Source organism: Corallococcus sp. CA041A (assembly GCF_003612075.1).
Classification (GTDB): Bacteria; Myxococcota; Myxococcia; order Myxococcales; family Myxococcaceae; genus Corallococcus; species Corallococcus exiguus.
This window is the reverse complement of record NZ_RAWF01000125.1, coordinates 15,001-28,226: the sequence shown is the minus strand read 5'-3', so window position 1 is coordinate 28,226 and position 13,226 is coordinate 15,001. Positions and strand designations below refer to the sequence as shown.

9 protein-coding genes and 1 pseudogene are annotated in these 13,226 nt (G+C 69.4%); 6 read left to right on the top strand and 4 right to left on the bottom strand.

The window, feature by feature from the left end; all coding sequences use genetic code 11:
• Both D7V77_RS22395 and D7V77_RS22390 read left to right on the top strand, forming a co-directional pair.
• Window positions 1-219 (top strand): annotated as a pseudogene (locus D7V77_RS22395) (ferredoxin reductase); the annotation flags it as partial.
• 1 nt (window position 220) lies between these two features.
• A complete protein-coding gene (locus D7V77_RS22390) occupies window positions 221-673 on the top strand; it encodes an Rrf2 family transcriptional regulator (RefSeq protein ID WP_120578325.1) in 453 nt (150 codons plus the stop codon).
• Window positions 674-761: 88 nt separating this feature from the next.
• Here the strand turns inward: D7V77_RS22390 and D7V77_RS22385 are convergent, their stop codons facing one another.
• Window positions 762-1,502: an SDR family NAD(P)-dependent oxidoreductase gene (locus D7V77_RS22385; protein ID WP_120578324.1), complete on the bottom strand. Its 741-nt coding sequence runs from the start codon at window positions 1,500-1,502 to the stop codon at window positions 762-764.
• Window positions 1,503-1,587: 85 nt separating this feature from the next.
• On the opposite strand from D7V77_RS22385, the gene D7V77_RS22380 reads away from it, so the two are divergent.
• Window positions 1,588-1,983, top strand: a complete 396-nt coding sequence (locus tag D7V77_RS22380) for a helix-turn-helix domain-containing protein (RefSeq protein ID WP_120565143.1) — start codon at window positions 1,588-1,590, stop codon at window positions 1,981-1,983.
• Window positions 1,984-2,052: 69 nt separating this feature from the next.
• On the opposite strand, the gene D7V77_RS22375 is transcribed toward D7V77_RS22380, so the two are convergent.
• Complete coding sequence (locus D7V77_RS22375) at window positions 2,053-5,850, bottom strand: carbohydrate binding domain-containing protein (protein ID WP_120578323.1); 3,798 nt, start codon at window positions 5,848-5,850, stop codon at window positions 2,053-2,055.
• Window positions 5,851-6,029: 179 nt separating this feature from the next.
• On the opposite strand from D7V77_RS22375, the gene D7V77_RS22370 reads away from it, so the two are divergent.
• From D7V77_RS22370 to D7V77_RS22360, 3 genes are all read left to right on the top strand, one after another.
• Window positions 6,030-9,101: an aminotransferase class I/II-fold pyridoxal phosphate-dependent enzyme gene (locus D7V77_RS22370; protein ID WP_120578322.1), complete on the top strand. Its 3,072-nt coding sequence runs from the start codon at window positions 6,030-6,032 to the stop codon at window positions 9,099-9,101.
• 179 nt (window positions 9,102-9,280) lie between these two features.
• Window positions 9,281-10,507, top strand: a complete 1,227-nt coding sequence (locus tag D7V77_RS22365; RefSeq protein ID WP_233597158.1) for an acetamidase/formamidase family protein — start codon at window positions 9,281-9,283, stop codon at window positions 10,505-10,507.
• Window positions 10,508-10,645: 138 nt separating this feature from the next.
• Entirely contained in the window at window positions 10,646-11,233 is a 588-nt protein-coding gene (locus D7V77_RS22360) for an SRPBCC family protein (protein ID WP_120578320.1), read from the top strand.
• 11 nt (window positions 11,234-11,244) lie between these two features.
• On the opposite strand, the gene D7V77_RS22355 is transcribed toward D7V77_RS22360, so the two are convergent.
• Together D7V77_RS22355 and D7V77_RS22350 are read right to left on the bottom strand one after the other, a co-directional pair.
• Complete coding sequence (locus D7V77_RS22355) at window positions 11,245-12,420, bottom strand: serine hydrolase (RefSeq protein ID WP_233597157.1); 1,176 nt, start codon at window positions 12,418-12,420, stop codon at window positions 11,245-11,247.
• A gap of 107 nt (window positions 12,421-12,527) precedes the next feature.
• Window positions 12,528-13,157, bottom strand: coding sequence for a 2OG-Fe(II) oxygenase (locus tag D7V77_RS22350; RefSeq protein WP_233597156.1), 630 nt, complete (start codon window positions 13,155-13,157; stop codon window positions 12,528-12,530).
• Window positions 13,158-13,226 lie beyond the last annotated feature (69 nt).

Below are 13,226 nucleotides of genomic sequence, written 5' to 3'. Positions count from 1 at the left end.
GGAGGTGGGGAGGTGGAGGAGGGGGCCCTGGAGGCGAAGGTCCTCACCTGCCTCCCGAAGCGGCCGGTGGGCTGGCGAGCGTTCCTCTGCGGCAACCCCGAAGCGGTGCTATCCCTGCGCAAGAAGCTCTTTCTCGCGGGGTTCTCGCTGAAGGACATCCACGCGGATGCCTTCCTGCCGAGCCTGCCGCGAGCGGGGCCCGTCGCCGGAGCCGCCTGACTTGCACCTGACCCTTCACGCCGACTACTCGCTGCGCGTCCTCATGTACCTGGCGGCACGTCCCGGGCGGCCGTCGTCCACGCAGGAGATGGCGGACGCCTACGGCATCTCCAAGCACCACCTGGTGCGCGTGGTGCAGACGCTGGCGCAGGAGGGACACGTGGAGGTGAAGCCCGGGCGGGCCGGCGGCGTGCTGCTGGCGAAGGCCCCGAAAGACATCCGGCTGGGCAAGGTGGTGCGCGCGGCCGAGCCGGACTTCCACCTGGTGGAGTGCTTCGACAAGGAGCGCAACACGTGCCCCATCGCGCCCGCGTGCGGCCTCAAGGGCGTGCTGGCGGAGGCGCGCGACGCGTTCCTCGCCACGTTGGACAAGTACTCGCTGGAGGACCTGCTGCGGCGCTCCAGGCCGGGCCTGTCCGACCTGCTGCTGACGCCGGCCGCGCCACAGGGGTAGGCGCGCCCGGGCTCACCTCACGCCTGTTGGAGCAGGGGACGGTCAGCAGCCGCCCGGGGGGCCACCCACGGGCATCCGCCAATCCGTGTCACACCGCCATGACACCCCCATCCACGAAGAGCTCGACGCCCGCGACGAAGCTGCTCTCGTTCGACGCCAGGAACAGCACCGCGTTCGCGACGTCCTCCGCCTGGCCGAGCCGCCCGAGCGGCGTCATCTGTTTCAGCACGTCCTCCATCCCCGCGTTGTTCTGGAGATACGTCTGCATCGCGGGCGTCTCAATCACCCCCGGTGAAACCACGTTGACGCGGATGCCTTGGCTCTTCAGGTCGGTCGTCCAGGTACGCGCGAGCGCGCGAATCGCGGCCTTGGTCGCGTTGTAGACCGACAGACCGGGGAAGCCTTTGCTGCCGCTGGCCGATCCGGCGAGGATGACCGTCCCTCCGTGGGTCATGAGGGGCAGCGCCTTCTGCACGCTGAAGACCATGCCCTTCACGTTCGCGCCGAACACGCGATCGAAGTGCTCCTCGTCGATCGCACCGAGCGCCACGGTTTCGGAGATTCCCGCATTGGCGAAAACGACATCGACCCTGCCGTGGTCGCGTTTGACGCGCTCGTAGAGCCGGTCGAGGTCGGAGAGATTGCCGACGTCCCCTTGGATGCCAACGGTGGCGCCACCGATTTCGTGGACCGCCTCGTCGAGCCTCTCCTGTCTGCGCCCGGTGATGTAGACCCTGGCCCCCTCCGCGGCGAAGGCCTTGGCGGTCGCGAGCCCGATGCCGTCACTTCCCCCGGTGACGACCACGACTTTGTCTTTGAAGCGCGTCATGTCGATTTCATCTCCTTCAAGAGTGGCTCATTGAAGGTATCCGTTGCATACCAGGAGGCAAGAGCGTACCTGGAGCATCCCAGGTATGCCGAGCGATACTGAAGATGATCCCATCTACCGGTCCGACTGCCCCACCCGCCCGATCCTCGATCAGATAGGCGACAAGTGGTCGATGATGGTCCTTGCCGTGCTCGTGCCCGGGCCGAGGCGGTTCAACGCCCTCAAGCGACAGCTTGAGGGAATCACCCAGCGCGTGCTGACGCAGACGCTGCGAAAGCTCGAACGCAACGGGATGGTCCGCCGCCGCGTCCTCGGCGGCTCTCCGCCGGGCGTCGAGTACGCGCTCACCCCGCTGGGCAGGTCGCTCCAGGAGCCGTTCGCGGCGCTGTACGATTGGACCCTCGCGCACATCGACGCGATCCAGAAGCACCAGGAAGCCTACGACCGCGAGGCGGTGGCCAGCGCTCGCCGTTCAGACTGAGCCGGGGCCCTCCGCGATACCTCACGGCGGGCCCGGTCTCCAGGCCCGCCGCGAGTCCGCTTCAATGGCTCAGCGCCACGTATCGTTCACGGTCGAGGTGCCCGTGGCCGGCGTCGTCAGGGTGCGGTTGGCGCCGCTCTCCCAGGTGACGTTGTTGGCGGCGTCCTTCTTGATGAACTTGTACTCAATCGCCGTGGAGCCCGGCAGCCCGACGGCCGCGCTCCACGTGGGGTAGTTGGCCGGGGACAGCAGGATGGCATTGGCCGGGGCCCAGCTCCCCAGCGCGGCGACGTTGCCCACCACGTACACGTTCTGTCCCATCACCGTGCTCGCCGTGACGTTGAACGTGACCGTGGCCCCGCTGGTGGACGTGGTGACGGAGAGCGCGGAGGACTGCGCGGACGTGTTGCCCGCCGCGTCGCGCGCCCGCACCGTGTAGCTGTAGGCCGTGTTGGAGGACAGCCCGCTGTCCGTGTAGCTCGTGGACGTGGGCGTCCCCACCTGCGTGCCATTGCGGAACACCAGGTAGCCCGTCACGCCGACGTTGTCCGTGGACGCGGTCCAGCTCAGCGACACCGTCGTCGCGGACTTCGACGGTGACGTCAGCCCCGTGGGCACCGACGGCGCCGTGGTGTCGCTCACCGGCGCGCCCGCAGTGATGACGCCCGCGTTGAACGTGGAGGTGCCCGTGGGGAACAGGTAGTTGCCGCCGTTGTTGTTGTCCCACGTCCCGCTGCCGTTGTTGAAGACAGCCTCCAACTGCTGCACGGAGCCCAGGTTCACCGTGTACTTCGCGTAGCCCGTCACCTCCGCGTCCGGCATCAGCACGCCCGGCGCCGTCGTCCACGTGCCACCCGCGGGGCGGTAGTGGATGTACGGCGTGGCGAAGCCCTTCTTGTAATAGACCGTCGTCGTGTACCCCAGGCCGGTGGTGACGGAGAGCGCCGCGCTGGCCCCGGACGTGTTGCCCGCCGCGTCGCGGGCCTTCACGGTGTAGCTGTACGTCGTGCTCGAGGACAGCCCCGTGTCCGTGTACGTCGTCGCCGTGGGCGCGGCCACCTGCGTGCCATTGCGGAACACGAGGTAATCACTCACGCCGTAGTTGTCCGTGGCGGCCGTCCAGCTCAGCACCACCGACGAGCTGGTGACACCCGATGCGGAGAGCCCAGAGGGCGCCGACGGCGCCGTGGTGTCCGGGGGCAGGGTGGTGACGGAGAGCGCGCTGCTCGCCGCGGAGGTGTTGCCCGCCGCGTCCCGCGCTCGCACGGTGTAGCTGTACGCCGTGCCCGCCGTGAGCCCGCTGTCCGTGTAGCTCGTCGTGGAAGGCGAGCCCACCTGCGTGCCATTGCGGAACACCTGGTAGCCCGTCACGCCGACGTTGTCCGTGGAGGCCGTCCACGTCAGCGTCACGGAGCGGTCCGTGCGCGTCGCCGCGAGCCCCGTGGGAACGGACGGCGCCGTCGTGTCCACGCGGAGGAACGGATAGGTGCCCGTCACCGGGCCGTTGACGTCCTCGATGTACTTGCCGCCCTCCTGCCGGTACTTCCCCGCGCCCACGTAGACGGATTGGATCTCGCTGCGCGTGACGTTGCCGCGCGAGTCGGTGGCCTCGATGTAGTAGTCGAGCACCTGGTCGCGGTAGGCGCTCAGATAGACGTAGTAGAGGTCGCCAATCTCCTGCGCGGCCACCTTCTGCATCACCGGCAGGTGCGCCGGCTGCCACGCCACGCCGTTCATCACCGGTCGCAATTCACGACGCTGGAGTGGATGGTCCACCCAGGCTCCCACGCGCGACGGGTCGATGCCAGGCACGCCCGCGACCTTCAACGCCGCCGGGTTGTAGACGCGAGGCGTGTTGTCCAGCGGGTCGATGCTCTTCGCCGTGTGCACGCGCACTCGCGCCTTGATGCTGGCGATGCCGCTCACGTCGAAGGCGTAGGTGTACAGCGCGAAGTTGTTGTCGAAGTGGTGCAGCGTCCACCCTTCGGACTTGTCCGTGTTGGGGCTGCCGGGGTTGTACGGCCAGCGCTGCACCCACCAGACGTCCGGGCCCGTGCGGTCCTGCGCCAGCCGGTCCTGCACGTACGGCTTGGAGAAGTAGAGCGACTGGTTGAAGGACAGCGTGGGCTTCACGTTGTCGTCCACGTTCTCGTCGTAGTAGCCGAAGCCGGAGTCCATGGCCGGCAGGAGGAAGTACCAGGCCAGCTCCGCGGGGTTCGCGCCGCCCGCCCAGTCATTCGCCGCGTCGCCCTTCACCGGGAAGGACAGCATCCACGGGTTGAGCTGGTTGCCCGCGTGCGTGACTTGCGAATCCAGCGCCGTGGTGGGCTTCCAGTGGTTGGGGTGCGCGTCCAGCCAGACCTGCTCGGCCGTCTTCGCGTAGTTCATCGCGGCCTGGAGCAGCGCGAAGTTGCGCTCCAGGTAGTGCCAGCCGTGCTCCAGCGACACCGTCATCCCCTCCTGCACGCCGCTCAGGTTCGTCTTGGGTGCCAGGTTGAGACCGGTGGCCGAGTTGAAGGCCGGGAACTGCCCCTTCCAGATGCCAAACGGCAGCCGCCAGTGGTGCCACTGCGGGTCGGACGAGGAGTCGCGCGTGTCCACCCACGAGCCATCCTGCACGTGCACCACGTCCGTGGAGACGGGCGTGTTGTTGACCAGGTACTCGTCGATGCCCAGGCACTGCACGCCACCGGAGCAGGTGACGGAGCGGCCGTTGAGCCACGTGTCGAGCGAACCCGCGCGCCCACCGGAGTTGTCACCGTCATGCGCGAGCACGAAGAACTGCTTCTGGGACACCAGGCCCTCGAAGTTGCGCAGGCCCACCACGTCCACGGTGGCCTGTCCCTCCCAGCCCTCCAGCCAGGAGCCGTTCTGGTTGACGGGGATGCCCACGACGCGCGACTCGGCGCCCGTGGCCGGATCCACGTAGCGCATCCAGTGCGGCGTGGAGGCGAAGGGGTACTTGTTGCGGATGACCTGCTGCTCGTGCGCCATGCCCTCGCTCACCCAGGCGCCCACGGTGCTGGTGTTCTGGAGGTCCGCGCGGTTGGGCGGCGACACCAGCGTGTCCGAGCCCGGGTCGTTGAGGAACGGGTAGTCCTTCAGCGTGCGGGAGAAGTGGTTGTCACCGATGACGGACCACTTCACGCCCAGCTTCGCCAGCGTGGGGATGAGCCGCTCGCTGAAGCCCAGTTCCGTGGGGAAGAAGCCCTTGGAGGCCGTGAAGCCGCTGCCCAGGAAGTACGACTGGGACAGCGTGGCGCTCTGGTGGATGAGGTCCTTGAGGAAGTAGTCCGGCCCCACCAGCGGCCCCATGGAGTGGTGGCCCGTGAAGTGGATGAGGTCCAACGAGCGGTTGCCCGCGGGCGTGCGCAGGTTGGCGTAGCGGTCCCTCCAGGTGGCGCCCCAGTTGGCGTTGTCGTAGCCGGACACGTTGCGGCGGGTGACCAGGTCGTTGACGTTGTTCACCACCGCGCCGGACATGGTGACGTGGACCTGTCCCGTGGAGGCATTGGCCTTCATGTCCGCGGCCACGTCCGGCGGCCAGTATTGATACGCGCCCACCTTCGCGTGGTGCGAGTAATACGTCACCAGGTCGTCGTGCGGCATGGGCGCGCCCGACGGCAGGAAATAGGTGTAGTTGGCCGGAGGTGACTGCTTTATCTGGATGACCTGCCCGTCATACGCGTAGCGGATGGGGCCGCCCACCGGCGTCGCGTTGTATTGGGTCAGGTCGTAGTACGCCCAGAAGTTGGGCATGTGATTGTGATACACGTGCGCGGCGGCGATTTGAGCCTGCGCCTGCTGCGCGTGTAACAGGATGACGGCGAACACCGCGAGCAAGGCCAGTTGCGGCTGTCTTTTCATGGGGCGTCCTCACCGGACGAGAGGGGCCGTCCGGTGGGCGCTGCTTACTGGCGTTTGACTCAAGATTTCCCATGTAAACTGGGAATGACAACCTGTAAATCGATACTGCATCGCGTCAGTCATTCGTGGAAAGGCTGTCGTTGACAGAGGAGAAGCGGCCTCGGACAGTCGGGCGCGCCATGGCCACCTATCCAGCGTCAGCCCGTGAAGCCTTTGTCCAATTGCGTACGCTTTCGGAGGCGCTGGCCCGGCCGGAGGAGCGTGCGCGGGCGCTGGCGGAGCTGCGCGAGCTGGCGGAGCTGTCGCGCGACCAGCCAGAGGGCGCGCCGCTGCGGCTGGCGTCGGTGGTGGTGGCGGTGGGCGCGTCCCAGGAGCGGCTGGAGCTGTTGATTCCGCCGTCCATCTTCGCGCCCGAGGCGTGGGCGTTCACGTTCCTGGAGGGGCTCTTGAAGGTCCCTCTGGACGAGTACGCCGGCAAGCGGCTGGTGGAGGTGGGCTCGGGTTCCGGGTGGATCTGCATCGCGCTGGCGAAGTTCACGGGGCTCGCGCGCATCCGGGGGCTGGACCTGAACCCGCAGGCCCCGGCGGTGGGGCTGTGCAACGCGTGGCTCAACGGCGACGAAGCGCTGGTGTCGCGGCTGTCCTTTGGCGAGAGCGACCTGCTGCTCGGTCTGCCCCAGAAGCCGGAGTGGGACTTCATCGTCGGGTGCATCCCGCAGGTGCTGCGCAGTGACGAGCTGCCCGCGGAGCTGGCGCAGGCGGATGAGCAGGCGCTGTTGGATTTGTCCAACTACACCTCGTTGCAGAACGTCTATGAGGACCACTTCGGACTGGGGCTCATCGCGCGTCTGCTCAACGAGGCGCCGGAGCGGCTGCTGCCGGGGGGGCGGCTGCTCCTGAACCTCGCGGGGCGTCCGGGCCGCGCCATCATCGCGCGGATGTTCACCCGGCGAGGCTTCACCACTCGCATGCGCGTGGCCCGGCGGGTGATGCAGGCGGCGGACACGGACATCCGCCCGCTGGTGTCGCTGGAGCAGCGCACCGGGCGGGAGTTCGAGTTCTTCATGGAGGCCCACAGCCCGGAGCCCCTGCGCGCGGCGACGGCGCTGGGCTGGCTGCAGTCAGGCCATCCCATCTGGCACGAGGTGGCGGTGTGGGAGGCCCACCTGTCGCAGCCCCGGGAGACGCTGGCCCTGCGCGCCGCGCTGCGCTCGCTGGGCATCGCGGCGCTCCAGGAGGAGCTGGACCTGGGGGCGGCGTCCGCGGAGCAGCTGGGCTTCGTCACGGCGCTCGCGGAGCGGCTGTCCCAGGCGCCCTTCCTGCCCTACGCGCACGAGGCCGGCGACGCGTCCTTCCGCAGGCTGGTGGCCCGCTACCTGGACCGCCACTTCGGCTTGAGGCTGTCGGAGGATTCGGTGTTCGTCGCGCCGGAGCGGGAGCAGGCCGTCTATTCCTTCCTGCTCGCCACGTGCGACCCCGGGGACACGGTGCTGGTATCGCGCAGCCTGCACCCGCTCTACGCGCGCGCCCTGGACAAGGCGGGCGTGCGCGCCACCGTGACGCACAACACGCTGGGGGAGATCCGCCGCCTGCTGAGCGCCTTCGACGTGAAGGCCGTGCTGCTGACGGTGGAGCCGGGCGAGCGCACCAACCTGGCGGTGCTGCGCGACATCGTGGCGGAGGCCGCGCGGCGGGGCATCTGGGTGGTGCTGGACGAGAGCGCCTTCTTCAACATCACCGGGGACGTGGAGCCGCGCACCCTCTTCGAGTTCCTCGCGCGGACGCAGCACGCGCCCAACCTGGTCATCCTGTACGGGCTCATCAAGAACGCGGTGTGGCCGGATCTGGAGCTGACGCTGCTGCTCCCCGTGCCGGAGTCGCTGCGCGCGGACCTGGAGGTGGCGGCGGAGGTGACGTACTCGCGCATCAGCGTGCTGGCGGAGTGGTTCTACGAGCGCACGTTCTCGGAGTTGCTCGCCTTCCGCATGGCCTTCGCGGAGCCGGAGCCGCCCTCGCCGCACCGGGTGCCGGAGGTGCCGCTGCCGCGCTCACAGCGCATCGCGAAGCTGTCGGAGCTGCCCGCGTTCGCACCGAAGTTCTTCCGCGAGGACGACCCGGAGCTCGTGCGCCTGGACTACGGCGAGAACGAGGGCCCGATGCCGCTGCCGCTGGTGGAGGGGCTCATCGCGGCGGGCGTCGCGCCGCGCGCGGACGGAGCGCAGACGGGGCTGGCGGAGGCCGTGGCGGCCTTCCTGTTGGAGACGCGAGGGGCCCGCTATGTCCCCGAGGACGTCGTGGTGGCGCCCGGCGTCTGGCCGCTCATGCACCACCTGGGCGTGGCGCTGCGCCAGCGGCTGGGGCGGATGCCGCGAGTGTTCCTGGTGACGCCTTGTTACGGCGTACTCGCGCCCACGTTCCTCGCGGCGGGGTGCGAGGTGGAGTCAGGCCCGCTGGGCACGCTGCTGTCACGCCGCGCGCGGGGGACGATGCCGGACGCGGTGGTGCTGTCGCAGCCGGCGAACCCCACGGGGCACTACCTGTCGCACGAGGAGTTGATGGCGCTGGCGACGTTCGTGGTGGAGCAGCGCTGCCTCTGGATCTCGGATGAAATCTTCGGCTTGGTGAACCTCACCAACCCCACGGCGGAGACGGTGCACAGCCCGGTGACGCTGGAGGGCGCGGTGCCCGGTATTGGCGCGCGGACGGTGCTGCTGGGAGGGCTGTCCAAGGAGTTCGCGGCTGGAGGCCTGCGGGTGGGCTGGGTGGCCACGAAGGACCGGGCGCTGGTGGCGGCGCTGCGCGAGAGCGCTCCCGGCGTGCTGCACACGCCCACCGCGCGCGCGGCGGCGTACCTGTACGCGGCCCATGCGCGCGGACCGGATGGACAGTTGCTCTACGCCGCGCGGCACAAGGCGCTGAGAAACTACCTGGCGCGGATGCGGCGTGAGCTCGCGGAGAAGCGCGCGCTGGTGGCGGAGGCGCTGCCCGACGACGGCCGCGCGGAGGCCACGGAGGCGGGGGGCTTGTTCCTCGCGCCTCCGATGACGGCCTGGCTGGGACGTTCGGTGGATGGGGTGAAGCTCACGCCAGAGAACCTGCCGCGCATCGTCTACGAGCACACGCACGTGGTGCTCAACGGCGGCGCGTGGTGCGGCGACCCGGAGCGCGTGCGCGCGGTGTTCTCCATTCCCCGGGAGAAGTTGTTGAAGGCCCGCGACCGCCTGCGGACCTTCGGCCAGCGGCTGCGCTGACGGCGCTGCGCGGCGTCAAGTGATGACCCTGTCGGCCGGGGCGGAGCGATCCAAACCTGTCCGACAGGGCGCGGACCCCAGAGCGTTCCTCTACACTGCGCCGGCCCATGCTCCGCTCCCTCGCCGTCCTCCTCTGCTGTCTGCCTGTTGGTGCGCTCGCGGCCTCTGAGTCCTGGCTCGTGACGACCGACCTGTGGGGCAACCCCGCCTACCAGTTCCTCACACTGGAGCGCGACGGGAAGCGCCTCTCCGGTGAGCTTGATGGGGATGCGCTGAAGGGGGAGCGCACGGGCAACGCCGTCCACTTCGTCGTCACGGACTCGCGCCAGCAGACCTATGTCTTCGATGGCAAGGTGAGTGGTGAATCGCTGCGCGGCACCGCGGACTACCCGGACAGCAACAACCCGAAGGCGCGGGCGTCCCATGCCTTCACGGCCCGGTTGCTCCCCTCGCGCCCCGCGGGTGCTCCTCGCGTGCATGACTTCACGCCCACCTCGTGGTCCAACGAGTTCACCGCGCACCGTGCGCCGGTGCTGACCGTCTGGCCCGGCGACACGGTGCGCACCTCAACGCTCGACTCTGGCGGCATGGACGCCAAAGGCGTCACCCGTGCGCTCTTCGGCAACCCGCAGACGGGCCCCTTCTTCATCGCCACCGCGAACCCGGGCGACACTCTGGCCATCCGCATCCGCCGACTCACGTTGAACCGCACGTTCGCGGACAGCCTGGATGGCATCGTGGGCCGCGCCCTCACGCCGGGCCTCGCCGCGAAGGCGACGGAGCTGGGCAAGCCCGTTCGCTGGAAGCTCGACCCCGAGCGCGGTGTCGCGACGCCGGAGAACCCGACGGAGCGCCTGAAGGCCTTCACCGTGCCGCTGCGGCCCATGCTGGGCGGCCTGGCAGTGGCGCCCGGTTTCGGCGCCGCGCCCCTGTCCACCGGCGACACGGGCCGCTACGGCGGCAACATGGACTTCAACGAGATCGTGGAGGGCAACACCGTCTACCTGCCCGTCGCGCAGCCCGGAGCGCTCCTGTTCCTGGGCGACGCGCACGCCGCGCAGGGCGACGGCGAGACGTCCCAGTACGCGCTGGAGACCTCCATGGACGTCGAGTTCACCGTGGAGGTCCTGCACGGCAAGCCGCCGCCCTCCACGCCTCGCGTCGAGTCCCCCACCCACCTGATGGCGCTGGGGCAGGGTGGTTCACTGGACGACGCCCTGCGCTCCGCGACGCAGGGCATGACGCAGTGGCTGGAGCAGGACTACGGGCTCACCCTGTCGGAGAGCGCGCAGGTGCTGGGCAGCTCCGTGCAGTACGTCGTCGCGAACCTCGCCGGACGCAGCGTGGGCGTCGCCGCGAAGCTGGACAAGGCGCGGCTCCAGGCCCTCCGTCCCCCGGTGAAGTGAGCTGTATTCCCGGGTGCGTCCAAGGCCCCGGAAAATGGGGCGGAAATGCCGTGTCGATTCCGCGGCCCCTCGTTCGACGTGGAGATGAACCCTCCCGGTCACCCGGGAGCACTTCTTCCATCGAACCGGGAGCCTCCCATGGCCAGCAAGATCGCAATCGCCGCCTTCGTCCTCGTCGTCGCGCTGGGCGCTTTCGTCGCCACCCGCCCGGACCACTTCCGCATCGAGCGCAACGCGCTCGTGGGCGCGCCCCCGGCCACCGTCTTCTCGCTGATCAATGACCTGCACCGGTTCGACACGTGGAACCCGTTCCGCTCCGAGCCGGCGCCCGGCGTGACCAAGACCTTCGACGGACCCAACGAAGGGCCGGGCGCCAGCTTCGCCTATGCCGGCGGCGAGAACGGGGATGGCCGCATGACCATCGTGGAGAGCCAGCCCGGCGAGCGCGTCGTCCTCAAGCTGGAGTTCTTCAAGCCGTTCGAAGCCACCAACCAGGCCACCTTCACGCTCACGCCGGAGAACGGCGGCACCCGCGTGAGCTGGGCGATGGAGGGCGAGAACACCCTGATGGGCAAGGCGATGTCGCTCGTCGTGAACATGGACACGATGCTCGGCAAGGAGTTCGAGCGGGGCCTCGCGAACCTGGACACCGTCGCGCGTGGCGTCACCCCGGCTCCCAGCGCGAGCGCCCAGTCCGACGCGGCGACGCCCGCCCCGGCGCTCTGAAGCGTCGAGCCTCAGTCCGCCAGCGCCCGGTAGGCGCCCTTGGAGAACTCCATGGCCAGGGCCTCGTCGTCGGGGCCCTGCGCCCGTCGCTGCATCAGGAGGATGGCCGTCAGGTCCTGCCGGGGATCGATGAAGAACATCGGGCCGTAACCGCCGCCCCAGCCGTAGCGTCCCGCGGTGGGCGAGACGCCATCCGGCTTCGTACACACGGCGCCGCCGAAGCCCCACCCGGACGCATCCCAGAAGCCAGGGAAGAAGGGCGAGGCGGCCTTCTGCTCCTCCGGAATCTGATCCGTCAGCATCTCCTGGACGCTCGCGGAGGACAGCAGGCGGGTGTGCCCGGACTGGCCTCCGCCCAGCAGCATCCGGCAGAAGGCGAGCAGGTCATCGGCCGTGGACACCAGCCCTCCCTGGCCTCCTCCCGAGGGAAACGCGGGCGGTCGTGACCAGAAGCTGTCCGCCGGTGTGTCCCATGCATCCAGACTCCCCGTGGCGTCGTCGCGCGCGTAGGCCGTCGTGAGCCGGTCGCGCTTCTCCGCGGGCACGGTGAACGCCGTGTCCTTCATGCCCAGCGGCACGAAGAGCCGCTCGCGCAGGAAGTCGTCGAAGCGCATGCCCGAGGCCCGCGCGACCAGCACGCCCAGGACCTCGTAGCCGGTGTGATAGCTCCACCGCTCGCCCGGTTGATGCATGAGCGGCAGCGTGCCCAGCCGACGCATGAATTCGTCGGGCGGATCCGTGAGCGCCTGGAAGCCGGGCGACACCCGGGCTTCGCTCATGGCCCGCTGGATGGGATGCGTGCCGGGCCTCGCCATCACCGCGCCCAGGCCCCAACGCAGCGTGAGCAGGTCCCGCACGGTGATGGCGCGCTTCGCGGGAACGGTGTCGTCGAGCGGGCCGCCGGGAGTGCGCAGGACGCGGCGGTCCGCCAGCTCCGGCAGCCACGGGTCGACGGCGCCGTCGAGCGGGAGCTTCCCGTCCTCCACGAGCATCAGCGTGGCCACCGCCGTGATGGGCTTGGCCATGGACGCGAGCCGGAAGAGGCTGTCCCGCTGCATGGGTGGACCGGAGGGCACGAGGCCCTGTGTGCCCAGCACGTCGACGTGCACGGTGTCTCCGCGAGCGACGAGCGCGACGACGCCGGGGAGCTCACCGCGTTCGACGTGGCCGCGCAGGGCGGACGTCATGTCGGCGAGCCGTGTCGGGGAAAGCGCGGCGGAGCGTGGGTGCATGCCTTGAGTCTAAACCCTCGACGCCAGCCGCGAGCCCAGATGCGTGGGGACAGGCGGGCGCTTCAGCGCTTCGCGAGGATGAAGGCGGTGACGGAATAGCGCTGGTGGCCCCGGGCCTCGGACGTCCATTCGGTCACGCGGTGAGGGGCACCCCTCGCGCGGAAGATGAACACCGAGTTGAAGAGCGGCGGGACGCGCATCATGTCCGCGTCCACTTCGGGATGCCGGAAGGCGAGGACGCCGCCGAAGCGGTCCTCCCACGGGCGCGTGAAGTTGTAGACGACGGCGAGCCCTTCCTCGTCCGTGTCCCGGTGCTCCGGGAAGAACTCGCCCACCTCCATGCGCGACACCTGCACCTGCCGCGTCTCCAGGGGCTCGGGCCAGCCCACCAGAGCGGCGTGGAAGGCCGCGCCGTCCGCGCTCTGAAGCCACGCGCAGAAGTCCGTCAGGGCGGAGGGCGCCTGTTGCTTCAATGGCGCGATGTGCAGCGGATAGGGCCCGTGGTGGTGGCGCACGAAGCGCGCGTCGCGCAGGGCCTGGTGCAGGGCCTCGGCGCGCTCGGGGAGGAGGGCGTCCCGGAGGCAGAGGTGCGGCACCCGTCCGCCTTCGATGAACTCCTGGCGGAGCGTGGCGTGCAGGGCTTCGGATACGGTGGCCAGGCGCGTCCACGCGGTCGCGGACGCCGGGAACACCTCCGGCTTCGGGGACGGGACGGGGCCGAAGATGCTTTCGGCGTAGTCCGTGATGAAGAACCCGCTCGG